Annotated in this window: 25 protein-coding genes; 18 read left to right on the plus strand and 7 right to left on the minus strand. The window is 59.2% G+C overall.

Annotated elements, in window-relative coordinates; translation table 11 throughout:
• Nucleotides 1–246: 246 nt before the first annotated feature.
• The 3 genes from parC to lepB are packed head-to-tail and all read left to right on the plus strand — an operon-like array spanning nucleotide 247 to nucleotide 3,877.
• Entirely contained in the window at nucleotides 247–2,502 is a 2,256-nt protein-coding gene (gene parC, locus B1781_RS05950; protein WP_078118776.1) for a DNA topoisomerase IV subunit A, read from the plus strand.
• A gap of 46 nt (nucleotides 2,503–2,548) precedes the next feature.
• Entirely contained in the window at nucleotides 2,549–3,037 is a 489-nt protein-coding gene (locus tag B1781_RS05955; RefSeq protein WP_078118777.1) for a hypothetical protein, read from the plus strand.
• A gap of 36 nt (nucleotides 3,038–3,073) precedes the next feature.
• Nucleotides 3,074–3,877 (plus strand): signal peptidase I, encoded by an 804-nt coding sequence (gene lepB / locus B1781_RS05960; RefSeq protein WP_078118778.1) that lies wholly within the window; start codon nucleotides 3,074–3,076, stop codon nucleotides 3,875–3,877.
• A 14-nt stretch (nucleotides 3,878–3,891) separates the two neighbouring features.
• Here lepB and B1781_RS05965 read toward each other — a convergent pair whose 3' ends face one another.
• Both B1781_RS05965 and B1781_RS05970 read right to left on the minus strand, forming a co-directional pair.
• Complete coding sequence (locus B1781_RS05965) at nucleotides 3,892–4,905, minus strand: ABC transporter permease (protein WP_078118779.1); 1,014 nt, start codon at nucleotides 4,903–4,905, stop codon at nucleotides 3,892–3,894.
• Entirely contained in the window at nucleotides 4,902–5,777 is an 876-nt protein-coding gene (locus B1781_RS05970; RefSeq protein WP_078121945.1) for an ABC transporter ATP-binding protein, read from the minus strand. Before B1781_RS05970 ends, B1781_RS05965 begins: the two co-directional genes overlap by 4 nt.
• A 185-nt stretch (nucleotides 5,778–5,962) precedes the next feature.
• On the opposite strand from B1781_RS05970, the gene B1781_RS05975 reads away from it, so the two are divergent.
• The 5 genes from B1781_RS05975 (at nucleotide 5,963) to B1781_RS05995 (ending at nucleotide 9,338) form a co-directional block, all read left to right on the plus strand.
• Nucleotides 5,963–6,496, plus strand: coding sequence for a cytochrome b/b6 domain-containing protein (locus B1781_RS05975; protein ID WP_078118780.1), 534 nt, complete (start codon nucleotides 5,963–5,965; stop codon nucleotides 6,494–6,496).
• Nucleotides 6,489–6,821, plus strand: a complete 333-nt coding sequence (locus B1781_RS05980) for a PepSY domain-containing protein (RefSeq protein ID WP_164513271.1) — start codon at nucleotides 6,489–6,491, stop codon at nucleotides 6,819–6,821. The genes B1781_RS05975 and B1781_RS05980 overlap by 8 nt, the downstream gene beginning before the upstream one ends.
• Before the next feature lies 1 nt (nucleotide 6,822).
• Nucleotides 6,823–7,488, plus strand: a complete 666-nt coding sequence (locus tag B1781_RS05985; RefSeq protein ID WP_078118782.1) for a response regulator transcription factor — start codon at nucleotides 6,823–6,825, stop codon at nucleotides 7,486–7,488.
• Nucleotides 7,488–8,813 carry a sensor histidine kinase gene (locus B1781_RS05990; RefSeq protein ID WP_078118783.1) on the plus strand — a complete coding sequence of 442 codons (1,326 nt, stop codon included), beginning with the start codon at nucleotides 7,488–7,490 and terminating at the stop codon, nucleotides 8,811–8,813. The genes B1781_RS05985 and B1781_RS05990 overlap by 1 nt, the downstream gene beginning before the upstream one ends.
• Nucleotides 8,814–8,972: 159 nt before the next feature.
• A complete protein-coding gene (locus B1781_RS05995; RefSeq protein ID WP_164513272.1) occupies nucleotides 8,973–9,338 on the plus strand; it encodes an EF-hand domain-containing protein in 366 nt (121 codons plus the stop codon).
• Between the two features lie 83 nt (nucleotides 9,339–9,421).
• Here B1781_RS05995 and B1781_RS06000 read toward each other — a convergent pair whose 3' ends face one another.
• Nucleotides 9,422–9,658, minus strand: a complete 237-nt coding sequence (locus tag B1781_RS06000; RefSeq protein ID WP_078118785.1) for an acetyltransferase — start codon at nucleotides 9,656–9,658, stop codon at nucleotides 9,422–9,424.
• Nucleotides 9,659–9,879: 221 nt separating this feature from the next.
• On the opposite strand from B1781_RS06000, the gene B1781_RS06005 reads away from it, so the two are divergent.
• The 3 genes from B1781_RS06005 to B1781_RS23400 all read left to right on the plus strand — a co-directional run bounded on the left by B1781_RS06005 (nucleotide 9,880) and on the right by B1781_RS23400 (nucleotide 13,412).
• A complete protein-coding gene (locus B1781_RS06005) occupies nucleotides 9,880–10,605 on the plus strand; it encodes an SDR family NAD(P)-dependent oxidoreductase (protein WP_334223893.1) in 726 nt (241 codons plus the stop codon).
• 293 nt (nucleotides 10,606–10,898) lie between these two features.
• The gene (locus B1781_RS06010) at nucleotides 10,899–12,728 is read left to right on the plus strand and encodes a protein kinase domain-containing protein (protein WP_164513273.1); all 1,830 of its coding nucleotides are present in this window, start codon (nucleotides 10,899–10,901) and stop codon (nucleotides 12,726–12,728) included.
• Between the two features lie 561 nt (nucleotides 12,729–13,289).
• Entirely contained in the window at nucleotides 13,290–13,412 is a 123-nt protein-coding gene (locus tag B1781_RS23400) for a hypothetical protein (RefSeq protein WP_334223894.1), read from the plus strand.
• Between the two features lie 186 nt (nucleotides 13,413–13,598).
• Here B1781_RS23400 and B1781_RS06015 read toward each other — a convergent pair whose 3' ends face one another.
• On the minus strand, nucleotides 13,599–14,471 hold the full coding sequence (locus B1781_RS06015; protein WP_078118788.1) for a LysR family transcriptional regulator: 873 nt from the start codon (nucleotides 14,469–14,471) through the stop codon (nucleotides 13,599–13,601).
• 177 nt (nucleotides 14,472–14,648) lie between these two features.
• On the opposite strand from B1781_RS06015, the gene B1781_RS06020 reads away from it, so the two are divergent.
• From B1781_RS06020 to B1781_RS06040, 5 genes are all read left to right on the plus strand, one after another.
• On the plus strand, nucleotides 14,649–15,818 hold the full coding sequence (locus B1781_RS06020; protein WP_078118789.1) for an ABC transporter ATP-binding protein: 1,170 nt from the start codon (nucleotides 14,649–14,651) through the stop codon (nucleotides 15,816–15,818).
• 64 nt (nucleotides 15,819–15,882) lie between these two features.
• Nucleotides 15,883–16,785, plus strand: a complete 903-nt coding sequence (locus tag B1781_RS06025) for a carbohydrate ABC transporter permease (protein ID WP_334223895.1) — start codon at nucleotides 15,883–15,885, stop codon at nucleotides 16,783–16,785.
• A complete protein-coding gene (locus B1781_RS06030) occupies nucleotides 16,782–17,678 on the plus strand; it encodes a carbohydrate ABC transporter permease (RefSeq protein WP_078118791.1) in 897 nt (298 codons plus the stop codon). The genes B1781_RS06025 and B1781_RS06030 overlap by 4 nt, the downstream gene beginning before the upstream one ends.
• A gap of 77 nt (nucleotides 17,679–17,755) precedes the next feature.
• On the plus strand, nucleotides 17,756–19,006 hold the full coding sequence (locus B1781_RS06035) for an ABC transporter substrate-binding protein (protein WP_078118792.1): 1,251 nt from the start codon (nucleotides 17,756–17,758) through the stop codon (nucleotides 19,004–19,006).
• A gap of 127 nt (nucleotides 19,007–19,133) precedes the next feature.
• Nucleotides 19,134–19,976, plus strand: a complete 843-nt coding sequence (locus B1781_RS06040; protein ID WP_078118793.1) for a phosphodiesterase — start codon at nucleotides 19,134–19,136, stop codon at nucleotides 19,974–19,976.
• Between the two features lie 183 nt (nucleotides 19,977–20,159).
• Here the strand turns inward: B1781_RS06040 and B1781_RS06045 are convergent, their stop codons facing one another.
• Nucleotides 20,160–20,636, minus strand: a complete 477-nt coding sequence (locus B1781_RS06045; protein WP_078118794.1) for an LEA type 2 family protein — start codon at nucleotides 20,634–20,636, stop codon at nucleotides 20,160–20,162.
• A 217-nt stretch (nucleotides 20,637–20,853) separates the two neighbouring features.
• Here B1781_RS06045 and B1781_RS06050 point away from each other — a divergent pair, with 217 nt between their 5' ends.
• Entirely contained in the window at nucleotides 20,854–22,038 is a 1,185-nt protein-coding gene (locus tag B1781_RS06050; RefSeq protein ID WP_078118795.1) for a zinc-binding metallopeptidase family protein, read from the plus strand.
• Nucleotides 22,039–22,058: 20 nt separating this feature from the next.
• Here the strand turns inward: B1781_RS06050 and B1781_RS06055 are convergent, their stop codons facing one another.
• Entirely contained in the window at nucleotides 22,059–22,541 is a 483-nt protein-coding gene (locus tag B1781_RS06055) for a hypothetical protein (RefSeq protein WP_125931943.1), read from the minus strand.
• A gap of 380 nt (nucleotides 22,542–22,921) precedes the next feature.
• On the opposite strand from B1781_RS06055, the gene B1781_RS06060 reads away from it, so the two are divergent.
• Nucleotides 22,922–23,485, plus strand: coding sequence for a hypothetical protein (locus B1781_RS06060; protein ID WP_078118797.1), 564 nt, complete (start codon nucleotides 22,922–22,924; stop codon nucleotides 23,483–23,485).
• A 114-nt stretch (nucleotides 23,486–23,599) separates the two neighbouring features.
• Here B1781_RS06060 and B1781_RS06065 read toward each other — a convergent pair whose 3' ends face one another.
• On the minus strand, nucleotides 23,600–24,526 hold the full coding sequence (locus tag B1781_RS06065) for a D-hexose-6-phosphate mutarotase (protein ID WP_078118798.1): 927 nt from the start codon (nucleotides 24,524–24,526) through the stop codon (nucleotides 23,600–23,602).
• Between the last annotated feature and the right edge of the window lie 69 nt (nucleotides 24,527–24,595).

Genomic DNA, 24,595 nt, shown 5'->3' on the forward strand with positions numbered 1-24,595 from the left:
TTTTTCAACGTTTTAATCGATTTCCATCGTTGCAGTACTCGCAGTTGCGGCGAGGTCAGGCGCAATCTACGGCTCGGCGACGGCGCGCCGAACCCGAACTGGCGGCAGACGCTGCACAGGCGTGCGCCGGAGCACCGGTAGGACGGTTTGAATTACTGCGATCAAGCACTTACAGCCTGACCGCAGCATCGGTGTAGAATCGCCGCTTCGCCTACGCCAGCCAACAGATAATCAGTCTACAGAGTGATGGATCAGGAACCCCCGCAGTACAACGCCGACGGCATCGAACAGCTACCGCTTCGTCAATTCACCGAGAAGGCCTACCTCGACTATTCGATGTACGTCATTCTCGATCGTGCCCTGCCGTTCATCGGCGACGGACTCAAACCCGTGCAACGCCGCATCGTGTATGCGATGTCGGAGCTAGGTCTCTCGGCCGTGTCGAAACACAAGAAGTCGGCGCGTACGGTGGGTGATGTGCTGGGTAAGTTCCACCCGCACGGTGATTCGGCCTGTTACGAGGCCATGGTGCTGATGGCGCAGGACTTCAGTTACCGCTATCCCCTGGTCGACGGGCAAGGCAACTGGGGTTCGCAGGACGACCCGAAGTCGTTCGCGGCCATGCGTTATACCGAGGCAAGATTGGCGCCTTATGCGCAGGTACTGTTGTCGGAACTCGGTCAGGGCACGGTCGACTGGGTGCCCAATTTCGACGATTCCTTGAAAGAACCGGCCATGTTGCCGGCGCGTCTGCCGAACGTGTTGCTCAATGGCGGCACCGGTATCGCGGTTGGCATGGCGACCGATATCCCGCCGCACAACCTGCGCGAGGTCGCCACTGCCTGCATTCGATTGATCGAGGAACCGAAGGCCACGCTGGCCGACATCTGCGAACACATCCAGGGTCCGGATTTTCCGACCGAGGCAGAGATCATTACGCCGCGGGCCGATCTCAAGAAGGTGTATGAAAGCGGCAACGGCTCGGTACGCATGCGTGCGCGTTGGCAGAAAGACCAGGGCGCCATCGTCATCACCGCCTTGCCGTTCCAGGTTTCGGGAACGCGCGTGCAGGAGCAGGTCGCTGCGCTGATGAACGCGAAGAAGCTGCCGTGGATCGAAGACGTCCGCGATGAATCGGATCACGAGAATCCGACACGCCTGGTGCTGTTGCCGCGTTCCAACCGTGTCGACATCGAGCGTGTGATGTTGCACCTGTTCGCGACGACCGATCTGGAGCGCACCTATCGTATCAATCTGAATATGATCGGTCTGGACGGCAAGCCGGCCGTCAAAGATCTGCGCGACATGTTGGTCGAGTGGCTGGAGTTCCGGTTCGAGACGGTCCGCCGGCGACTGCAATACAAGCTCGATAGGGTGCTTGATCGTCTGCACCTGTTGGACGGTCTGCTGATTGCCTTCCTGAATCTCGACGAAGTGATCCGCATCATCCGCACCGAAGACGAACCCAAGCAGGTGTTGATGGCGCGCTTCGAGCTGAGCGAGCGTCAGGCCGACTACATCCTCGACACCAAGTTGCGCCAGTTGGCGCGCCTGGAAGAGATGAAGATCCGTGACGAGCAGCAGGCGTTGATCGAAGAGCGCGACGACCTGGAAAAGACGCTCGGCTCGAAGCAGCGCATGAAAACGCTGGTCAAGAAGGAACTCGCGGCCGATGCCGAAAAGTACGGCGATGAGCGACGTTCACCGATCGTCGAGCGCGATGCGGCCGAAGCGATGGACGAAGCCGAACTCGCCCCGAGCGAGCCGGTAACGGTCGTGTTGTCGCAAAAGGGCTGGGTGCGGGCCGCCAAGGGTCACGACATCAACCCGGCCGAACTCAGCTACAAGGCCGGCGATGGTTTCTGTCAGGCAGTACGGCTACGCAGTAATCAGCAGGTGATCTTCGTCGATTCTGCGGGCCGCAGCTATTCGTTGGCTGCGCACACCTTGCCGTCGGCGCGCGGCCAGGGCGAACCGCTCACGGGTCGGTTCAATCCGCCGGCCGGGCATTCGTTCGTCGCGGTGCTGGGCGGTGATCCCGAGCAATGGTGGTTGTTGGCCTCGGATGCGGGCTACGGTTTCCGTGTGCAGGCGAAAGACCTGCTGGCGAACAAGAAGGCGGGCAAGGCGGTGTTGACCCTGCCGGCCGGCGCCAAGGTGTTAAAGCCGTCAATCGTCAACGATGCGGCGACCGATCGGCTGGTTGCAGTCACGACCGAAGGGCGCATGTTGGTGATCCCGGCAAACGACCTGCCGGAGCTGTCGCGCGGCAAAGGCAACAAGATCATCGGCGTGCCGCCCAAGTCGGTGGCCGACCGGAGCGAATATGTGGTCGACATTCTCGCGGTACCCGAGGGCGGCAAGGTCAAGCTCAACTCCGGCAAGCGCTACCTGAACCTGCGCGGTGCCGATCTGAATGCCTACGAAGGCGAGCGTGGCCGCCGCGGCAACAAGCTGCCGCGCGGTTTCCAGAAGGTCGACAGCATCGAACCAGACGAATGATTATCGTCGTTCGCAGTGCGAGCAATACTTATACAGGAGTCCAGGCATGAAGCTTAAGCAGGCAGTTCGCATGCTCGGCAGCGCCGTTGCATTGAGTGGCATGGCGTTGCTGGCCGGTTGTTCGGATCGCGAAGATCCGCGTATCACCCTGTGTAAGAACCTGACCACGGCCCTGCACCCGGAAGCTCAATCGATCGAGTGGACCGGCGGTGAGAACAGCTTTTATCGTCCGCGCTATGCCGTCACCGGCTTGACCTTCGACGTCGTCGACAGCGACGGCAATGCCGCGTCGAAGACGTCGGCCTGCCACTACGCCTACGAGGCGTTGGACGATACCGCGGTTACCCTGGCCGATCCGTTGTCTGCCTACGCCAATCTGCCTTTCAAGATGACGTTGAACGGCAAGGCGTTCAGCGATCGTGAGCTGCTGAACATGGTCAACACGGAGCAGAAGCGATTGGGTCGCAAAGCGATCGACACGCTGCAGAAAGGCGCCAAGGATGCCATGGACAAGGTACGCGGCAGCGGTGGCTGATCGCGATTGATCAAGCCTCGTTTGCCGTGAGGGAATATGGCTGACCGCGCACGCAATCCTTTCATCGCCGCCCTGCTGTCCTTGTTGATGCCCGGTCTGGGGCATGTCTACGTAGGCGAGGCGCGCAAGGGTCTGCTGATCTTCTCGCTGCTCGTCGGTATCCAGCTGGTTTTCGGACTGGCAAGGCTGCAGGCGAGCTTTCAAGGATTCTTGGTGCTTTGGGGCGCTGTCGGCGTGCTCATGGTTTACGCCGTTGTCAGCGCGGTCAGAAGCGCTGCGCAACGCAAGCCGTTTGTGCGCAGACGATACAACCGCTGGTATTGGTATCCATTGTTCTTCGTGCCGATGTACGCAGTGCTCGCGGTGATGGCGGCAGCACGCGGCGAGTGGTTCGGCTTTGAGTCATTTCGCATCCCGGCCGGCTCGATGCACCCTACATTGCAGACCGGCGACCTGATCGCCGTCGATACCGACTACGCCGATCCGCAGGTTGGTGACATCGTTGTGTTCCGCTCACCGGAGAACGGATCGATACAGTATGTGAAGCGTATTGCGGCGCTCGGCGGCGATCAGGTATCGATAAGCGACGGCCAGGTATTGCTTGACGGCGTTGTCGCCGACCGGCTCGCCGTGCAGCCGCAATACCGTCAGCTCGATTTCTCACTGGCTATGTCCGAAACACATGTGCCCGCACATCATGCCTTCATGCTCGGCGACGCACGCGACAACAGCAAGGACAGCCGGTTCTGGGGTACGGTGCCGGTGCAAAACATCATCGGCGAGGTCAGTTATATCTGGTACGCGCGCGACTGGAGCCGAATCGGTCAATCGCCGCGCTGACGATTGCGGCGAGTCTATTGCCAGCGGAATGCGCGGGACGACACGCTGAGCAGTACCACGCCGATGGTCAACAGCAGGCCGATCTCGAACGCCACATCCGCGACGCCTGCGCCATCGAGCATGATCCGCCGCGCCGCCTCCACGACGTGTGTCAGCGGCAGGAACTCGGCGAAGCGCTGCGCCCAGATGTTGGTGCCTTCGAGCGAGAACCACACGCCGGACAGGATGATCATCGGCCACGACATCAGGTTCAACACGCCGTCGGCCAACTCTTCGCTGCGCACGCGCGCCGATACCGTCAGTCCCATGCTGATCAAGGCGATCGACCCAGACAGGAAAACCAATGCCAAAGCAAGGTAAGAGCCGCGCATGGGAAAGTCGAGCAGCAGGTCGGTCCCGAGAAACACGATGACGGTTACCGCCATGACGACCAACAGGCGCGAGATGATCTGCGCCAACAGGAACTCGCTCGCGGTCAGCGGTGTGGCACGCAGGCGACGCAGTACGCCGTTCTTGCGGTAGCGCACGATGACCCAGCCGACCCCCCACAGGCTGCTGAACATCACGTTGATACCCAACACGCCCGGCAGCACCCAGTCGACGTAGCGCACGGCACGCCCGCTGACGGTTTGCCGTTCGATACCCGGCATCGGCTGACTGTGGCTCTGCAGAAACAGGCGCTCGGCAATGCTGCCGCGCGGCGATTCATCGTTGACCCAATAACGGGGGTTGTCACGCAGGTCGATCAACAGATCGATGCGGTGATAACGCACCTTGTCCACGGCGGCGTCTTCATCGTCCTGTGCGATGAAATCGATATGTTTCGTCTGCAGGAAGGCGGCCTCGGCGTTCGACGACATACCGAGCACACCGACCTTGTAAAACGCCTCGTTGGGGTTGCTGAAGATGAAGGCGAAGCCGAGCACCATGACAACCGGCATGAACACATTCCAGCCCAGGCCGGCGGTGTCGCGATAGAACTCGCGGTTGCGGGCGACGACGACGGCGAGTACCCGATGCAGATTCATGATTCGCGCAATCCATGGCCGGTGAGTTTGAGAAACAGATCGTCCAGCGTCGGCGTGCTCACATGCAGCTCGTCGAGCGGAATCGATTGGTTGCCGAGCCGCTGGATGGTGGCATCGATATCGTTGGTCGGCGCAACGGCGAACTCACCGCGCGTCTCGAAGCCCTCCGGCATCGCCTGCGGGCTCGGCAGGGCATGCAGCGGCACACGCACGAGGGCTCTTGGAAAATGTTTCGCGAGGAGCCGGTCCGGTACGCCTTGTTCGATGATCTTGCCGCGGTCGATCACGGCGATCTCGTCGCACAGCACGCTGGCTTCTTCCATGTAGTGCGTTGTCATCAAAACGGTTTTGCCTTCGGCCTTGATGCCTTCGACCAGGTACCAGAAGTTGCGCCGCGACTGCGGGTCGAGGCCCGTCGTCGGCTCATCGAGAAACACCAGCTCGGGATCGTTGACCAGGGCGATCGCCAGCAGCAGGCGCTGGCGCTGGCCGCCGGACAATTTGCGGGTATCGCGATCGAGCAACTCGCCGAGGTTGCACAGCTTGACCAATTCATCCAGCGGTCGGTGACGTGTATAGAAACTGTCAAACAGCTGCAACGCCTCGCGAACGGTCTGAAAGTCCTGCAACGCGGTGTTCTGAAACTGGATGCCGACGACCTCGCGGTAGTTGCTGTCGCGCGGTGCGCCGCGATAGCGGATGGTGCCTGCATCGGCGTCGGTGATACCTTCGAGGATCTCCAGCGTCGTTGTCTTGCCGGCACCGTTCGGGCCCAGCAGGCCGAAACAGCGACCCTCGTCGACGCAGAAGCTCACGCCGTCGACCGCGCGTACGCCCGGGTAGTCCTTGACCAGATTCTCTACTTCCAACAACACGCGTCTAACTCCATCGCTGGGATTTCAGCCCGGGACGAACATGTTAACCCCAGAGCCCGGCAGAAAGACCCGCGGTCGTTCAGTTTTGTTTCAGCTCGCGGGGCTAGCCTGACAACCGTGGTAGAGGAGCGCAGCTGCGCGACCTCCTTTTGATTCGGCATGGGTAGTGAGGCAACGAGATTATGCAGACAACTTCGCAAAAGATCCGGGTATGGGATCCGTTTATTCGCGTCTTCCACTGGTCGCTGGTGCTGGCCTATGCCGTCGCCTGGGCAAGCGCCGAAGAATGGAACCTGCTGCACGAGCGCGTCGGCTATTACATACTGGCGCTCGTCGGACTGCGCATCGTGTGGGGTTTGATCGGTTCCAAACATGCGCGCTTCACGGATTTCGTTGCCGGGCCGTCGCGCCTGGTCGACTATCTTCGTTCGCTGCGCGCAGGAAGGGCAAAACACTACCTTGGACATAACCCGGCGGGCGGTTTGATGGTGTTGTTGCTGATCGCAAGCCTGCTGGCCACCGGTGTAACCGGCTGGATGATGCAAGGTGGTGACCACGAAGTGTGGGAAGATGTTCACGAAGGCATGGCCAATCTGAGCCTGTTGTTGGTTCTGGTGCATGTTACGGGTGTCGTGGTCTCGAGCCGCCTGCATGGTGAGAACCTGGTGAAGGCGATGATCAGTGGCAACAAGGTGCGGGAGAATGTCGATGTCTGAGAACGCTTACTTCAAAACCGCATGGTTGTTCGTCGGCATCGTGTTGGCGATCGCCATAGCGCTGTTCGCCGGTGGACTGCCCGCGTCGGCTTCGGACGACCACGAAGACATCCGCCAGCTGCGTGACGACGGCAAGGTGCTGCCACTGTCGACACTGTTGGCCCGCGACGACCTGCGTGGACTGCGCATACTCGAGGCCGAGCTGGAACGCGAGGACAGCATGCTCGTCTATGAGCTCGAGGTGCTCGACGACGATGGCCGGGTCAGCGAGCGTCACTACGACGCACGCAGTGGGGAACTGCTGAAACAGGAAAGGGACGACTGAGGTGCACATTCTGCTGGTCGAGGATGACCGCGAGCTGGCCGAAGGTGTTGCCGGTGACCTGCGCAAAGCAGGGTTCGCCGTCGATATCGCCGACAACGGTGTCGACGCCGAGTACCTGGGGCGCGAGCAACTCTTCGATGCGGTCGTGCTCGACCTCGGCCTGCCGGGCAAACCGGGCCTGGACGTGTTGGCGGCGTGGCGCAAAGACGGTATCGCCACTCCGGTACTGATCCTGACGGCGCGCGACTCGTGGAACGAACGGGTAACCGGATTGCGTGCCGGTGCCGATGACTATCTGGGCAAACCGTTCCACGTCGAAGAGCTGCTGGCGCGATTGGATGCGCTGCTGCGTCGTAGTACGGGCAGGGCCGCACCGGGGCTGGAAGTGGCGGGGCTCGTACTGGATGAAGAACGGCAGCGCGTACGACGTGCCGACGGCCTCGAGGTCGTACTCACAGCCACCGAGTTTCGCCTGCTGCGCTATCTGATGATGCATCCGGACCGCCTGTTGTCGAAGAGCCGACTGACCGACCATGTCTACGAAGGCGATGCCGACCGCGACAGTAACGTGATCGAGGTCTATGTCAGTCGACTGCGCGACAAGCTTGGGCACGACGTGATCGAAACGCGGCGGGGACAGGGCTACGTGCTGCGGAGTCGCGGCTGATGTCACTCGAACGCCGCCTGATGCTGGCGCTGGTCGCGGCGTTGGTGTTGGTATTTGCCGGTTTGTTCTGGGGTTCGGTGACCGTTGTTCGGTCGATCAGCGAAGCCTACATACTGACCCGCCTGGAACACGATGCCGAGGCCCTGCTGGCGGCCGTTGGGCCGAACCCGATGGGCGTCGTCAAGCTTCGTGAGGGGCGGATCACGCCCATCTATCGCCAACCTTTGTCCGGCCACTACTACGTGGTCACCTGGCCCGATGGCAGCTTGTCCCGATCGCGTTCATTGTGGGACGAGTCTTTGGATATTCCGCAGGTCTCGACGGGCGACGTCGTGGTCGTCCACCGGCAAGGGCCGGCAGATCAGTTGCTTCAGATGCGCGTGGCCGGGTACGAAAAAAACGGCCTGCGATTCTCGATTGCGGTCGCCGAAGACCTGACCGCGATGAAAGCCGAGATCGGGCGTTTTCAGCTTGTCACGCTGGTGGCGCTGGCAGGCGTACTTTTGTTGATCATCGGTGTGCAGCGCATCGCCTTGCGTCGCGGTTTTCGCAGCCTCGATGCGGTGCGTGCACAGATGCATGAGATATCCGACGGGGCGCGCCAACGGCTCGAGGCCATGGGGCCGGTCGAGGTGCGACCGTTGACCAGTGAGCTGAACCGGCTGCTCGCCCAGGTTGAACTGAGGCTGCAGCGGTCGCGTCAGGCCCTGGGAAACCTTGCCCATGCACTCAAAGGTCCGCTGAGCGTGCTGACCCGCACTATCGATGCATTGCCGGTGGATGCCGCCGAGCGTGGGCGGCTCAACACCCAATTGACGCGTGTACAGACCTTGATCGACCGTGAGCTCAAGCGCGCGCGGTTTGCCGGCGAGGGTGTCGGGCAGTTTTTCAACCCGCGTGAACAGCTTCCGGAACTGATCGAGGCGTTGCAGCAGATGTACCGCGAGCGTGATCTCGACATCGTGCATGGCGAACTGCCTGCAGGCCGCCTGCCGTTCGATCACGAAGACATGCTGGAACTGCTCGGCAACCTGATGGACAACGCCTGCAAGTGGGCCAAGCAGCGCGTCGAGGTTCAATTGACGCGCGGTGCTGATCTGCAGGTGCGTGTCGCTGACGACGGACCGGGGGTGACGAGCGATCAGTACGACAAGTTGATGCGCCGTGGTGGCCGACTCGATGAACAGGAGGCCGGGCACGGTCTCGGGCTGGCGATTGTGAAGGATCTCGTCAGCGACTATGGCGGAGAGATGACGTTCGCCAAGTCGGCGCTGGGCGGCTTGGAGGTGAGCGTTACCCTGCCGTTACCGACCGGTTCGCGGTGAAGGGCGACTGAGCCCCGGCGCGCAATGGATTACGCGTTTTCAGTGTCGATTCAGCTTGCCGGCATATCTTGATAGTCAAGGAAGGGAAGGGAATCCATGACGGGCCGTGTCGACCAGGGATGTTCGAAAGCCGCCGGCCACTGAATGAGGAATGCCGCCATGTTAAGCAAAAAACTTCTGGTCACCGCCCTTGGGCTGACACTGGCTGCCGGAGCAGCCGTCGCAGCAGAGGGTACGTACGATAGCGACGACTATGCGCGTCGGGGCCCACTGCCGTTCGAGGCCTATGACTTGAACGGCGACGGCCAGGTAACGGCCCAGGAACACGAGCGTGTTCGGGCGCAGCGCCGTGAGACCCGTGCGCAACAGGGATATCCGATGCGCAACGCACCGAACGCCCCGCGTTTCGAGCAGATCGACCGCGACGGTGATGGCGCGTTGAACCGCAGGGAAATGTCGGAGTGGCAGCTGCAACGTCAGCAGCAGCGTCGTCCGATGGGTGGCGGAGGCCGTTGGGCCCAGTAACCACCCGACGTGGCAGGTAGTCTGCCGAGTGCATGCCACGTAAAAGCGTCAGGCGGAAGCGGTCAGCTCCCGCCTGATGTCGTTCAACCGTGGGTGCCGGTTCGCAGTATCTCGTCTTGTCGGTACGCAGGGTCTACCCAGCAACGGGGCAGGCTCTCGTTCGAACAGAACACCAGGTCGACCTTGTCGAAGGCCTGCGGGTCGGGCATCTCTTCACCCGCGTTGTAGCGGCCGACGATCGCATGCTGAAACGGATCGAACAGCATCGTGGTGTCCAAAACTTCAACCAATTCACCGGTTTTGCGTTCTTTCAGAAACATGTTGCACCTCCTGTTTGCGTGTAAGGAGAGACACACGGTGTGCTCAAAGTATGGTTCACGGTGGCGGCAATGCAATCGAACGGAGGACAGCCTACGCGGATTTGCTGACATGTTTTTGCGTCTTCGCCTGTCTCTTATGTCAACGGTGGCCGCGACGCGGCAATGTGTCCGCGATCGGTGCCGCCGTCACCGTCACATCAAACAACCCCAGGTGGATTAGCGTGGAGATAAACCGCAATGCCCTCATCGTCGGCGCCAGTTCGGGGATCGGCTGGGAACTGGCCAGGTTGCTGCACGCACGCGGATACCGCTGCTGCGTCGCAGCACGCCGCTTGGGCCGTCTGCGTACCCTGCAGCAGGCGCTTGGCGGTCAAACCCTGGCCCGCGAGTTGGATATCAACGACGCAGGCTGCGCGATGCAGGTGTGCGAGGCGTTGATCGAAGAGATGGGAGGCCTCGACCTGGTGGTGATTGCCAGCGGGGTGGGCGATATCAACCCGGCGCTGTCCTGGTCGACCGAAGCGCTGTGCATTCAAACAAACGTGACGGGATTCGCCGCCGTGGCCAACGTCGCGATCCGCCATTTCGAGAACAGCGGCAGGGGACACTTGGTCGGCATTTCGTCGATTGCGGCACTGCGCGGCAGCAAATCCGCGCCGGCCTACAGCGCCTCAAAAGCCTTCATGTCGAACTACCTGGAGGGGCTGAGACAGCGCGTGTCGCGCTTCGGGGACGCGATTGCCGTCACCGACGTCAGGCCCGGTTTCGTCGACACAGCGATGGCCAAGGGTGAGAACCAGTTCTGGGTCACGCCTGCCGATCGCGCTGCGTCGCAGATTGCCGATGCTATCGAGGCGCGCAGAGCCGTGGTCTACGTGAGCCGGCGTTGGCGCCTGATAGCCTGGTTGCTGAAGTTTGTCCCCGAGGCGATCTATCGGCGGCTGTAGCGGAACGAGGGCCGGATTCGTGCCAAGCCGGAACTACATTTGTGCGCGGCAGGGTGGCGACGTAAGCATTCAGTTCTCCTCACTATTGCCGTTATCGAATCGGAGGGGGCGAGGTCGTGCATCTCGCGCCAATGAACCTTTTTCCTGAAGTGCCGACAAGGTAAGTACCTAGAACAAATAGCAGTGAGTGCCGTGAGCCCCGGGGCGGCGCAGCAGGTGGGCGGCTCAGCCGTTCGCTATCGCGCAACTGTTTCGATGCAATGCGTCGCCGTAATTGATCGCTGATGACGACAATGGATATTCCCGGTTTTCGCATAACAAGACTGATCGCCGAAGGCGGCATGGCCACGGTATTCCTGGCGATTCAGGAATCGCTGAATCGCAAGGTGGCGTTGAAGGTTCTCAAGAAGTTCGAGAGAGCCGACCAGTCTGAGCGGTTCATCAACGAAGGCCGCATCATCGCTTCGTTGCGGCATCCCAACGTTATTACGATACACGACATCGGTCGCGTCGAATCCTGGCACTACATCGCCATGGAGTACCTGGAGGGTGGCGATCTCGAAGGCCGGATTAGGGCCGGCATGAGCGCAGCAGAGGCGATGGCGCTGACCACGAAGATCGCGCAGTGCCTGGAGTTCATCCACAGCCAGGGTGTTGTTCACCGCGACATCAAGCCGGCGAACATCCTGTTCGACAGCGACGGTAATCCGATACTCACCGATTTCGGCATCGCCAAGCATCTCGATCAGGACAGCAACCTGACCATGGACGGTACCGCCATGGGAAGCCCGGACTACCTGAGTCCGGAACAGGCGCAGTGTAAGGAACTCGATGGAAGGACGGACATCTACAGCCTCGGTGTCGTCCTGCATGAGATGTTGACCGGTAAGAAACCCTATCGGCGCGACTCTTACATTGAGGCCGTTATGGCGCATATCACTGCGCCGATCCCGGCATTGCCGACCGCGCTGGAAGGGTATCAGCGTCTGCTCGACCGAATGATCGCAAAAGATCCGAACGATCGGTTCGCATCGGCGCGCGAACTCGTCGCCTTTATCGAGGAAATGGATATCGATCCGGCTGCTTCGCCGACCGTGTCAACGGCGTCGCCGAAGACCGATGAAAAGCACCGCACCGAAGTTAGCGAGAGCGAACCGACCAAGACCGTTCAACTTTCGTCGCTGGACGTAGCATCGCTAACCGCGGGCGCGGCCCCTGATGAAAGCTCCGGCGCTGCGGTGAACGCAGCTCGGCGGTCGCGGTCTGTGTTCAGCCGCCTATGGCTGACGGGGGTGTCGCTGGTTGTGTTGACCGGTCTGATATGGGCGTTCTATCCGATTCCGCAAAGTCAGCCGACACCTGAATCTGAACTTGTACCTGCACCAGCACCTACATCCGAACCTGTGCCTGCGTCTGTATCCGCACCTGCACTCGATCCCGTCCCGGCGCCTTCAGTCGCCGCCCCTGTAGAGCTGCATCCCGACATCGAGCGGAACCTGCAGCTTGCTCACGTCGCGATGGCCGAAGACAGGCTCACGGTACCGCCTGACGACAACGCCCATTTCTATTTCCGGCAGGTGTTGGCGGCGGACCCGCAGCATGCGCAGGCAGAGGACGGGTTAGCGGCCATCGCCGATCGCTACGCCGACATGGCGGCGCGACAGTTCGAAAGACGTCACTATCAAAAGGCCGACGACTATCTGCAGAAAGGCCTTGGCGTGCAGCCGGACCATCCGCGTCTGCTTACCCTGCAGCGCGAACTCAATGAATCGCGCAATGCAGAGATCGAGAAAAATCTGTCAAAGGCCGAGAAGGCAATGGCAGCGAACAACCTGACGGTGCCGAAAGACGACAATGCCTATACCTACTATCGGCGGGTACTGGCACTCGATCCTCAACACCCGACGGCCCTGCAAGGCATTCGCAAGATCGCCGACCGCTACGCGAACCTGGCCGAGTGGCAACTCGGTAAGTACAACTATACAAAAGCCAAACGCTTTGTACGTGCAGGATTGAGGGTACAGCCGAATAACGCGAGACTGCTGGCGCTCCGGCAGCGGACGGATGCCAGCAAAGACATTCCCGATCGCATGCTCAAAGGCATCAAGTCGGTATTCGACTAGCAGGTGCCACGCTGACCGAAACGGTATTGCGATTGGCACCGACCGGTCATAAGCAATCGGCTGAAGCCGGTATTCATCGGCCTGTTGAGCATCTTCTGATTGCGCCATTCCACAGTCTGCGTGTTCATTCAGTCACAACTCCCCACCTCCGTGTAGCGACAAGTAGGCAGCTTGCCGCAAACCCGGCTTCGCTTCTCGTTTTGCAGATGCTGTCTTGTGCCTAAATACAGGTCGACAGCAAGAACGACGTCGTACGGGTTCTTTCCAGATTCGGTCGATGTCGGTAAACGGCAAAGGCATGCGCGGTTCAACAGAGCCTGGCGCGCAACACGTGCATGTCGCCGGTTGCGAGGAGCAGTAGCTTGTTTGGGAAGACAGATTTTTTCTTCTATGAGTGGCGATCTTTCCTTAGGCGTTGACGGGAACGCCGCCACCAGGCGTTGCAGGCTACATCGCTTTGCAATTATGACCTCGCCACATCGACGCAACTCTCCCCGACCGACCCCGCAATGCGCCGAATCGAATTCTTTCCATACGTCATTTCAAACGAGGTAGAGCATCATGTGTGAAATCAATTGTGACGAAATGGCCGAGATCGAACGGGAGTTTCCCGACGAGATCTCGGTTGTGCGAGAGATGTTGGCGGAGGCTGGGCAGCCGTGCCCTGACGACGTCACATCCTAGTTGCTGGCTGATCCGGCATTCGTTCGTCAGCGAATATCGGATATCACGTTCGCTGGCCGACTCGATCGAGTCGGCCAGCTTTTGTTGGGCTGTTTCGATAGCCCAGCGCAAAGTGGGCATCGATACCTTGTGCGCCGGTTGTGCTTGGACGGCATTCGGGCAACATGCATCACTGCTTGGCGCTGCTCATTTTGCCTGCTCTTTCGCCAGCTCGAGGAATCCTTGAATCAGGCGGAGATTAGCGTTGTCTTCGGCGCAAACGACAGTGTACGCGTGCAGCTCCGTGAACTCCTCGATCGGTACGGTAGCCACCTCGTTGAATCGCGTTATTGCGCCGTCGAGCGCAATCGATACGCCGAGATTGTTGGCCACAGCCTCAAACACCATCTCATAGCTACTGATGGTAAACACGACCTGCGGAACCAAACCGCTCGCCTTCATCTTTTTGTTTACCGCGTAGCGCGTATAGCTGGTTTCGGTGAGCATGATGAACGCTTCTTGCGTAAGTTCTGCAAGCCGTATCGATTTGCGCTTGGCGAACGGGTGTTGAACCGGTACCAGAGCCACGAAAGGGCGGCGTTCGATCTCAACTGAGAAAAGGCCATCGGTGCGCTCAGGCGTGATGACGATCGCCAGGTCAACCTCGCGATTGCGAACCTTGTTGATTGCTTCCATCCACGGTGACGTTACCAAATCGACCTTCACGCCCGGATAGGCCCTCTGATAAGCGGAGACAATGGCGATAGCCGGTCGTGGGGTGCTGACGCAGACTGACAGATGTCCGACGTCCAACGAACCGTATTGATAGGCGCGCTCAAGAAACAGCTCTTCGAGCACTCGAATCTTGTCGGCAACGGCATACAGATCCCTTCCCATCGCAGTCAATTCGGCGCCCGAGCGTGAGCGCACAAATAGTTTGCTGCCGATTGCCTGCTCAAGGGCGGCGATGTGTTGCGTAACCGCACTCTGGCCGATGCCGAGGTGCTTCGCGGCGGCCGAGAAGCTCTTTTTTTTGCCGACGGCGGCAAACGCAATGACCTGGTGTCTGGAAATCTTCATATACGCCCAACGTGGTATGCGACAGCCGAGTTACAGCAGATCGTTCGGCATTAAAGAATCTATTAGTAACACTGATATTACGAACAAAAAGTTTCACTGAAACTTAACCTGCGGTTCATTCGCCATCTGTAGGCTCGCTTCTATCAGATCCGCTAGCTGTGCTGGTACTGGATGCATATGGCAAGCCTCAAGTTACATGGCATCTCCAAACGGTTCGGCACAACCGAGGTGCTGAAGCGTGTCGATCTCGACATCATCGATGGCGAGTTTCTAACTCTCGTGGGGCCATCCGGCTGCGGAAAATCCACGTTGCTGCGTGTCGTCGCCGGTCTGGAAGAGCAGACGAAAGGCAGTGTGGTCATTGGCGAACGGGTAGTCGACAAGGTTCGCCCGAGCGAGCGGGACCTGGCGATGGTTTTTCAGTCATATGCGCTGTATCCGCATCTAAGTGTCGCCGACAACATCGCAGTGCCATTGCGGATGCGGTGGCTGTCCAGGTGGCAACGGCTGCCGCTTGCACGGTGGTTGATTCCGGGTACGCGCAGTAAAGAGAGCCGTATCGCCGAACGTACCCGGCAGGCTTCAGAGGTTCTCGGGCTGCAAGACCTTCTGGACCGCAAGCCGAGCCAACTCTCCGGTGGTCAGCGGCAGCGCGTGGCTGTTGGCAGGGCAATTGTGCGCGACCCCGATGCGTTCCTGTTCGATGAACCGCTTTCCAATCTGGACGCCAAGTTGCGCGTGCACATGCGTGCAGAGATCACGCAGCTACATCGCAAGCTGCAGTCCACTTTCATCTATGTGACACACGATCAGGCCGAGGCCATGACCATGTCGGACCGTATCGCGGTGATGATGGACGGGGAGTTGATTCAGATCGGCACGCCAAATGAAGTCTATCTGGACCCCAGAGACGTTCGTGTTGCCGAGTTTATCGGTTCGCCGAAGATCAACCTGTTTCGCGGTGAAGTCACTGGCCCTGGTGTGGTGCAGATCTTCGGTACCTTCACTGGCCTGACTGTAGGTGAAAGCAGTTCCGACACAGTCCATTTGGGGGTCAGGCCTGAGAACCTTCGCCTCGCTGAGCCCGGTCGGGCGGTGTTCTCGGGAGAGGTTCGGCTGCTCGAGAACCTGGGAGCGGAGGTATTCGTACACATTGAGGTGGCGGGGCATGACGACACTGTCGTGTTGCGATTGACCCACGCGCTCGCCCAGGGGGTCCGCCTCGGGGATCGTGTATTCCTCGATTTTGCACCCGAACACGCCTTGGTCTTTGACATCGACGGGCGGCGTCTCGATGCGGTCACCGCGTGCGCCAATGCGCAGCCTGAGGCTGCTCGCCGTGCCTAGCCCGGCTGTCGACAGGCGACATCAAGGCGTAGCGCTGCTGTTATCGCTCCCTGCTATCGCGCTGATGTTGGTAATTCTGATCACCCCCGTCATTGTGGCCCTGGTGTTGTCCTTTACCGACTACAGCCTGGGCAACGCCGGTTTCGACTGGGTAGGGGGTGAAAACTACGAGAAGATGTTCACTCGTTCGACTTACGAAAAGATGCTCGGCGCGACGTTGACCTATGTCTTGGTCGTGGTGCCGGTTTCCGTGTTTCTCGGTCTTGGTGCGGCGCTGCTGATCAACTCTCTGCGGTGGGGCGGTGACTTCTACAAAACCATCTACTTCTTGCCGGTCATGGCAGCGTTGTTGGCGATGGCGATCGTCTGGGAGTTCACGCTGCATCCGTCGATCGGGCTTATCAACGATACGCTGACGTCCGGCTGCGACATAGGGTGGGTATACAGCCTGGCCAGCGGCGCCTGGTATGGCAACGATCCGGTCTCAAGTTGGTACGGGAAGGGATGTAGCGATGGCTTTCCCCTATGGCTGGGAGACCGCGACTACGCGCTTTGGACCGTGTGTTTTATCGGTGTTTGGCAGGCCTTTGGTTTCAACATGGTGTTGTACCTGGCCGGGCTAACCTCGGTGCCAAGACAGTTGTATGCCGCAGCCGAGATGGACGGTGTACGTTCTTCGTGGAGCCGTTTCTGGCTGATTACCTGGCCGATGCTCGGGCCGACCACGGTGTTTGTGGTGACCATCACTATGATCCGTTCATTTCAGGTGTTCGACACGGTAGAGGCGCTGACTCACGGCGGCCCGGTCAAGAGCACCTACGTGATGATGTATGCGATCTTTGAGAAAGCCATCCGACACAATCTTGTGGGGATGGGGGCGGCGATCACGGTGCTGTTTCTCGCTTTCGTCATGTTGCTCACGCTGGCTCAGCGCTGGTTGGTAGAGCGACGGGTGCACTACGCATGAAGCATCACTCGTCGCCGGTGATAGAAGCGTTCAAACACGCCATTTTGGTCGCCGGCGCGCTCATCGTGATCCTGCCGTTCTACACGATGTTGAGCTATTCGCTCAAATCGCCGCAGGAGATCGAAACCAATACCGGTGGTTTCGCAGGTGCTCAGGCCCCGATGGTGGACGAATATTGCGTCAAGCTCGGCCAAAGCCGTGCTGATTGCACTAGCTCTCCCGTCGCCTACAACTATTCGCAGGCCTTCAAGAAGGCGCCATTGATGCGCTATTTGTTCAATGGCGCCTTTGTTACGGCGTCGATCTTTCTGATCCAGGTGCTCGTCGCGGTGCCTGCCGCCTACGCCTTGTCCAAGCTGCGCTGGTGGGGCAGGGAGACGGTGTTTGCGATGGTCTTGTTCTGTCTGCTGATTCCGGTACACGCGATTGCCTTGCCGCTGTACATCATGCTGGCCAAGGTCGGTCTGACCAATACCTACGCCGCGCTGATCATTCCGTGGACCATCTCGGTATTCGGCATCTTCTTGATGCGCCAGTTCTTCAAAACGGTGCCGGACGATCTGATCGACGCGGCCAGGCTGGACGGTATGAGCGAGTTTTCCATCGTATGGCGGGTGATGCTTCCGACTGCGGTTCCGGCTTTGATGGCATTCGCCATCTTTTCAGTCGTCGCCCACTGGAATGATTACTTCTGGCCCCGGGTCGTGATTACCGGCGACCGGGATTTGTTTACCCCGCCGCTGGGATTGCGCGAGTTCAGAGGCGGCGCCGATGGTTCCGCTTGGGGGCCGATGATGGCCACCGCAACGATCATCGTCATACCGCTGATCGTTGCCTTTCTACTGGCGCAAAAGAAGTTCATCGAGGGCATCACGCTCTCCGGAATGAAGTAGCTGATGGTGCTTTATTCCCCGTTGCAACCGAGAAAGACGCGCTAACTGTGCCAACCAACAACCGATCGGAGGTTCCCATGAAGAAACTGTTGTCCGGCCTGATTCTGGCTGCCTTTACTACTGGAGCAAGCGCCGTGGAGATCGAGGTGGGTTATCCCTATTCCCATCTGTTCGACGTGACCTACGAAAAGATCATGAAGGACTTCTCCAAGGCTCACCCGGATATCAAGGTCAAGTTTCGCGCCGTTTACGAAGGCTATGAAGAGGGTACGAATACGATCCTGCGCGAGGCCGTTTCTGGCAATCTGCCGGACGTTACCATGCAGGGCCTGAATCGCCAGGCGATCTTAGTCGACAAGGGTATTGCCAAATCTCTTGAGCCCTACATTGCCAAGGAGCCTGACTTTGAAAAGGACGGCTATCACAAGGCGATGTTGGACCTGGGAACTTTCAACGATGAAGTCTATGGGCTGCCGTTTTCGGTATCGCTGCCCGTCGGCTATTACAACATGGACATGATGAAGAAGGCCGGTATCGAGAAGCTGCCTACCACATGGAATGAGGTCACTGATGCCTGCGTGAAGCTGAAGGAGTCCGGCGTCAAGAATCCGATCTTCTGGGGTTGGAACATAACCGGCAATTGGTTCATGCAGGCCATGTTGTGGAGCCAGGATACGCCGATCATCAAGAACGGCGAGGTCAACTTTGACAATGCCCAGGGCGTGACCGCCATGAACACCATGAAGGACATCTTCCGTACCTGCGAGATGAAGAACCTTTCGTGGAAGGATGCGCTTGCATCGTTCTCGGCTGGCGAGATAGCGATGATGTATTGGTCTACTTCCGCTCTGGGTGCAGTTGAGCGCGCCAAGGGTGATTTCGAGCTCAAGACCAATGAGTTGCCGGGTTTCGACGGCCCGCCCATCGGTTTGCCGGCCGGTGGCAACGCCGCCATGTTGGTCTCTACTTCTGACGATCCCGAGCGCCTGCAGGCGGCATGGACGTTCCTCAAGTTCATCACCTCGGGTGTCGGCGCAGCCGCTGTGGCGGAAACAACCGGCTACATGCCGCCGAACAAGGCCGCCAACGAAATCATTCTTGCCGACTTCTACAAGAAGAATCCCAATAAAGAGACCGCTGTCCGCCAACTGCCGCTGCTGCGTGAGTGGATCGCCTATCCGGGCGACAACGGACTGGCTGTTACCCAAGTCATTTACGACGCAATGGAATCGGTGGTCGTAGGCGAGCAGGACGACATGCAGGCGGTGATAGAGGAGATGGCCGACGAGGTCAGCAGCATGCTGCCGAAGAAGGTGGCGACCAAGTAGCGATCGAATTGCTCCAACAAAGGATCTGCGCGGCAGCTTGCTTGTCTGTATTGGAGAAAGCTGGCCGGCAAACCATGCCAGGGAAGGCGTTCCACAAGATGCAGTCGACAGACTCGCGACGAGCGATATGAAACTGATACACCTGACAGATCCCCATTTGTGCAAACCGGGGAGAAAGATTTACGGCTTGAACCCCCTTGACCGATTGCAAGCCGCCATTGCCAGCATCAATCAAGACCATGCGGACGCGGATCTCTGCATTATCACCGGCGACCTTGCGCATACTGCCGAGCCCGAAGCCTACGAGGCACTTGCGCGATGTCTGGACACACTCGCGATACCCTGCCGCCTCGTTATGGGAAACCATGACAGCCGTGTGCTGCTTCTGGACCGATTTTCGGGTCTCGGCGTCGACGATAACGGGTTTGTTCAATACCGTGTGCAGACGCCGGCGGGCGGTTTCTATGTTCTGGACTCGGTACAGCCCGGCACGCACCAGGGCGCTTACTGCCAAGCGCGGAGAGCCTGGTTGCGCGAGCAATTGAACGCATACCCGGATCAGGATGCCTTCTTGTTCATGCACCATCCCCCTTTCAAGGTCGGCATCGCTGCCATGGACAATATCGGCATCCGGCAAGACGATGCCGACGCCTTGGGGGCGCTGCTGGATGAATACGACAACGTGCGCCACCTGTTCTTTGGTCATCTGCATCGACCGTTGAGCGGATCCTGGAAAGGCATCGGTTTCAGTACCTTGCGTGCCACCAACCATCAAGTCTGGCTGGACTTCCGATCGGGTGACATTATCGCCGGCAGCCATGAGCCCCCCGCGTACGCGATCGTGCTGATCGATCGAGACCAACTGGTCGTGCACACGCATGATTTTCTCGATGCCTCGCCTAAGTTCGATCTCGGAAGCTGGAAGTGGGAAGAATGGAACAAGGTGGATCCGGAGAAAGCGCTGCTTTGAGCGTCAGTGGCGCTCGCCTTGCGTGGCCCTGTCGCAGCATCGCGCTATGCGGTGATGCCGTTCACCTTTCCGCAAGCGTTCCTTGCCCGATACGACCGGGTGTCGTCCGGCCTGATCTTGATTCGGCAGCCCTTGCTTTGAATCGCCGTGGTTCAACAAACATCCGAGATTCGGCGGCCATGCTCATTGGGTTGAGAGTGTGCCGAGTTCGAAGACGCCTTCGTGGTCAAAGCGCATGCCGCGATACAGGCTGTTTCCACCGAGGTGGCCGCGTAGCCGGTAACTGAAGCGCTCGGCGGAGCCTTCGCGATCTGCGATAGTCAATATCTGGCGCAATATCGAGGTGAGCGGAACCACCACGGGTACCGTGACCAGGCTTTCGCCGTAGCGCGGCACAGAACCCGATTGGTCGCTGACCCCGCTGCCAAAACTGCGATCTTCCAGTTCGAGATCGATGAACACACCGTCGAATTCGAGCGCCGTCTCGTTGGGGTTCTGCACCCGTAGCGTAATAGCGAAACGCGCCTCCAGACCCTCACTGGGCAACGGGTCGATGCCTGCTACGCTGATTCGCACCGGCTCGCGGTAGCTGAGACTTGAGCAGCCAGAGAGAATGGCCAGTGTCAATGCAACGAGCAGCGGGTAGTAGCGGTTGTTCATTCCAGACTGTCCTTTTCAACAATCCCTGGTGTAACTACAGTACATCTGATATCCGTGTTTGGCATAGTGTTTTACTGCATGGTGTTATCCGACCGTATACGGTCCTTGAGCCTGGTCGCGAATAGGGGTTGATCGGTGATGTCTTTTTTCGTGTCACTGGCGAGGCCTATTCCGCACCCCTAACATAGCGGTATGCAAGTCAACTCAAACTGAATCGATGCGAACCTTTCACTGCGACGCCTGCGGCAACGCCGTCTACTTCGAGAACACCCGATGTACACAGTGCGGACACGAACTGGGGGTTATCGCCGAAGTGTTGCGCGTGTCCGCGTTGCGCCCCAACCGGGATGGTAGTTGGTCGCCGTTGGCCGATATCGCACCGGCGAGGCGCTATCGCAAGTGCACGAACTACGCGGCCCATGATGTCTGCAACTGGATGGTCCCGATGGATTCGCCCCACGGTTACTGCCTGGCTTGCGAGCTGAATGCGGTAATACCGAATCTGTCCCGACCCGGCTTCACAGAGCGCTGGTACCGCCTCGAACGCAGCAAGCGCCGCTTGATCTACAGCCTGATGAAGCTTGGTTTGCCGCTCAAAGGTAAGTCGGCAGATCCGGCACATGGACTCGCGTTCTCGTTTCTGAGTGCGGCGGATGCCTCACCCGGCGCACAGGTGATCACCGGACATGCGAGCGGGCATATCACCATCAGCGTCGACGAGGCGGATGCCCCGACACGTGAACGTACGCGGCTCGACTTGAACGAGAAATACCGCACGCTGCTTGGCCACTTTCGGCACGAGATCGGTCACTACTACTGGGAGCGTCTTATTGCCGACAGTGATCGCCTGGCTGCATTTCGCGAACAGTTCGGTGATGAGCGAGAAGATTACGGCGCGGCCTTGGACCGGTACTACGAACACGGTGCACCGGGCGATTGGCAGCAGCATTTCATCTCGCGCTATGCGAGCGCCCATCCGTGGGAGGATTGGGCGGAGAGCTGGGCCCACTACCTGCACATCATCGATACGCTGGAAACGGCGGCGCACTATGGTGTACGCGTCGAGCGTCGGCTGGCCGATGGTAGTGTGCACCGAGCCGACCCACGGTTCGATGCCTATCGTGTCGACGACTTCGACGAGGTGATCAGGCACTGGCTGCCGATGACTCATGCCCTCAACAGTCTCAACCGCAGCATGGGCTTGCAGGATGCCTATCCCTTCGTACTGTCCGACGGGGCGGTACGCAAGCTGGCGTTCGTGCACGACACGGTGCTTGCCAACCGGCACTACGATGTTGGTTATTCAGCCGACAGAGATGTCGATCGCTACAGCCTGTTGCAGCAGGTGCTGCGATATCTGACCGGTTTCCTGATCGACCGCATCAAGGGCGCAAGGTTCTGAGCGGCAGCGTGAGGCGCTGCTCAACGCAGCGGAGAACCGCGTTGTAACTGGAACCGGTTCAGCTGATTCTGCTGCTGTAGCTGGAAGCGGCGCTGCATGTTGATGCCTTGCAGTCGGTCGGGTACTGCGGGGTTGGGGTTGATGCGTGCGCGCTGATTCAGCATCAGCAGTTCACGGCGTTGTCTTTCCTGCAGCCAGCGCTGTTGCGCACGTTGGTGGCTGTCCAGGCGACGCTGTGCATCCGGTATCTGGGGGATCGACGATGAAGGGGCACCGGTTGGTCGTTGCAGGTAGTCCAACGCGGCGTTGTTGCTGCGATTGAGTTGTTGCAACTGCGACACGTCGCCGGGTGGCGGGGCGGCGATGACGGTCGAGGTCAGTGCCAGGCCCACACATGCCGCCGGTAGCCACGCGTGCAACAGTCCGGTTGCCGAATCGCGGATTCCCGCAAACGAGCGGACAGCGTTGAGTCGCGGGCTCCGTTGTTGGCGTGCTATCGGCATTTCGCTCTCCCGGCCCCGTCAGGGTTTCCTATTCTGCAGACCGCGATGGTGGGCCGCAGTTCCATTGTCGCTTTCCCGCAGTATGTTTCGCTCCCGCCTGCGCGTTTCGGCGCGCCCGCTGTTCGATCGGCACGGTTTCTGCTCAACCTGTACTCGAAGGGAATATCCCACACGACCGAGCTTTGGTGCTGCCGTCGGGCATGGGTCAAAAAATCGGCGTGTATTCAGCATCTTGGCTGTGCTTCGGCAATCTCGTTCGTGGCGGGTCGAGTCGGGCAGGGTCGTGTTTGCGACAGGCGCGCAGTCTGCGTTTGGGGGAATTCCTACAAGCTTATTAACCGCGCCGTACGGCGCTCTCACCTGTTTTTCGGAGTCAACCGATGTTGCTGGACACGTATAAAGAAAGAGGACTGATGTGGCTGACCACGCTGATGGGCGCTACGAGTGAGAAGGGCCTGTATGCCTTCCGCGGTGACCTGGTCGCCAAAGAGGGTGACTACAACGAAGCTGCAAAGAAGAGCAATCCGCCGATCGCGCTGGTCAAACAGGCCTGTATTCTTGCGGATGACGAGAAGATCCGTTTCATCGGCGGCAATTTTGCCGATGTCGATGAGCTGCCGCACTTCGTTGAGCGCTTCGGTGGCGATCTTGCCGACAACTGTCTGGCGATCTTCTACATCGACAACCTGGCCGACAACTGCCAGGTTGAGCTCGAAGGCCAGAACTACGTCTTGATTACGACCACGCAAGGTATGATCTGGAACGAGTTGCTCGACGAATGTTACCTCGAGAAATCCGATCTCAAAGGCCAGTCGGCAGAAGACAAGATGCTGACCGTGGTCGACGCGTTCAAAGACTACAAACCGAAATACCCGGCTTCGACCTATGATGATGCGCTGGGAAGCCGTACCGATGTGGTGCGTGAAGCCTGGGGCGCCGTGTAACACGTCACGGGCGCGATAGCGGCAATAAAAAACCCGGCGAACCACTGGTTCGCCGGGTGTGACGCCCTTTTTTAGTCCCCAGAATTCGTTGTTTGGTGCAGTGGTCGTCGTTTGTTATCCGTTGTGTGCGACCACATGCTGATCGGTGACGCGGTATTCGACGGCGAGGGTATAGCTTTGGTCCGGCGCAACGTCGATCACTTCGTTCGCGGCATTGGCGGTTTCAACGCAGACAAAGCGCTTAAAGTCATCATCCCCCAGGTCGGCACTGTTTGCTGAGATTGCCGCCCAGGGATTCCATACGACCGTTGTCCGGCTGTGGCTTGCATCGATGAAAATCTGTCGCGACCAGGCCTCGTCGATAATGGCGAGCGGTTTGTTGGTGTCGAGATAGATGCGGTCGACCTCGCCGTCGAACGTCACATCGCCACGCTGGCTGCGGCGCGCAAAACCGGCGACCTTGTCGAGGTAGTCGCGTCGATCGAGTCCGCTTACCCGTGTCTTACCTATATCGCCGATAGCGAAATAGGTGTGCAGCGCCTGGGTGATGGCGAACGGCTTCGCATCGCGGTTCTTCGTGCGCAGCTCGACACGCAGTGTCTGACCGATGGTAAACGTAATGCTAAGCGCGAAGCGATGGGGCCACAGGGCGTAGCTCGAATCGTCGTCGTTGATGGTCAGCGTGATGCGTGTGTGCTTGGCATCCGGCTGGCGAGTCTCGGTCAGCAACCAGTATCGATTGCGAACAAAGCCGTGTGCGCCACGTCCTCGTTTTTCCGGATCGTCTCCGAACCAGGGCCAGCAAACCGGTATGCCGCCTTTGATGGCCTTGCCGTCCACATAGTAGGCCGCATCGCTAACGAACAAGGCGTCATGCTGTCGCGCCTTCGGCTTGTAGCTCAGCAGCTGGCCGCCATACAACGATATCTCGGCGCGTGCTTCCTCGTTGTCGATCTGGATAACCGGGCGCCCACCCTTGCCGGGGGTGACCGACACATGACCTGAAATACCGAATTGCTCGTTCAGGGTCTGACAGTCCAACGTGTGGCTCCGTAATGTCGCGATGGTGATTCGCCGCATCCTAACGTGATGCGGCTGAGCGGGGCCAGC

Source organism: Thiosocius teredinicola (assembly GCF_002009425.1).
GTDB classification, from domain to species: domain Bacteria; phylum Pseudomonadota; class Gammaproteobacteria; order Chromatiales; family Chromatiaceae; genus Thiosocius; species Thiosocius teredinicola.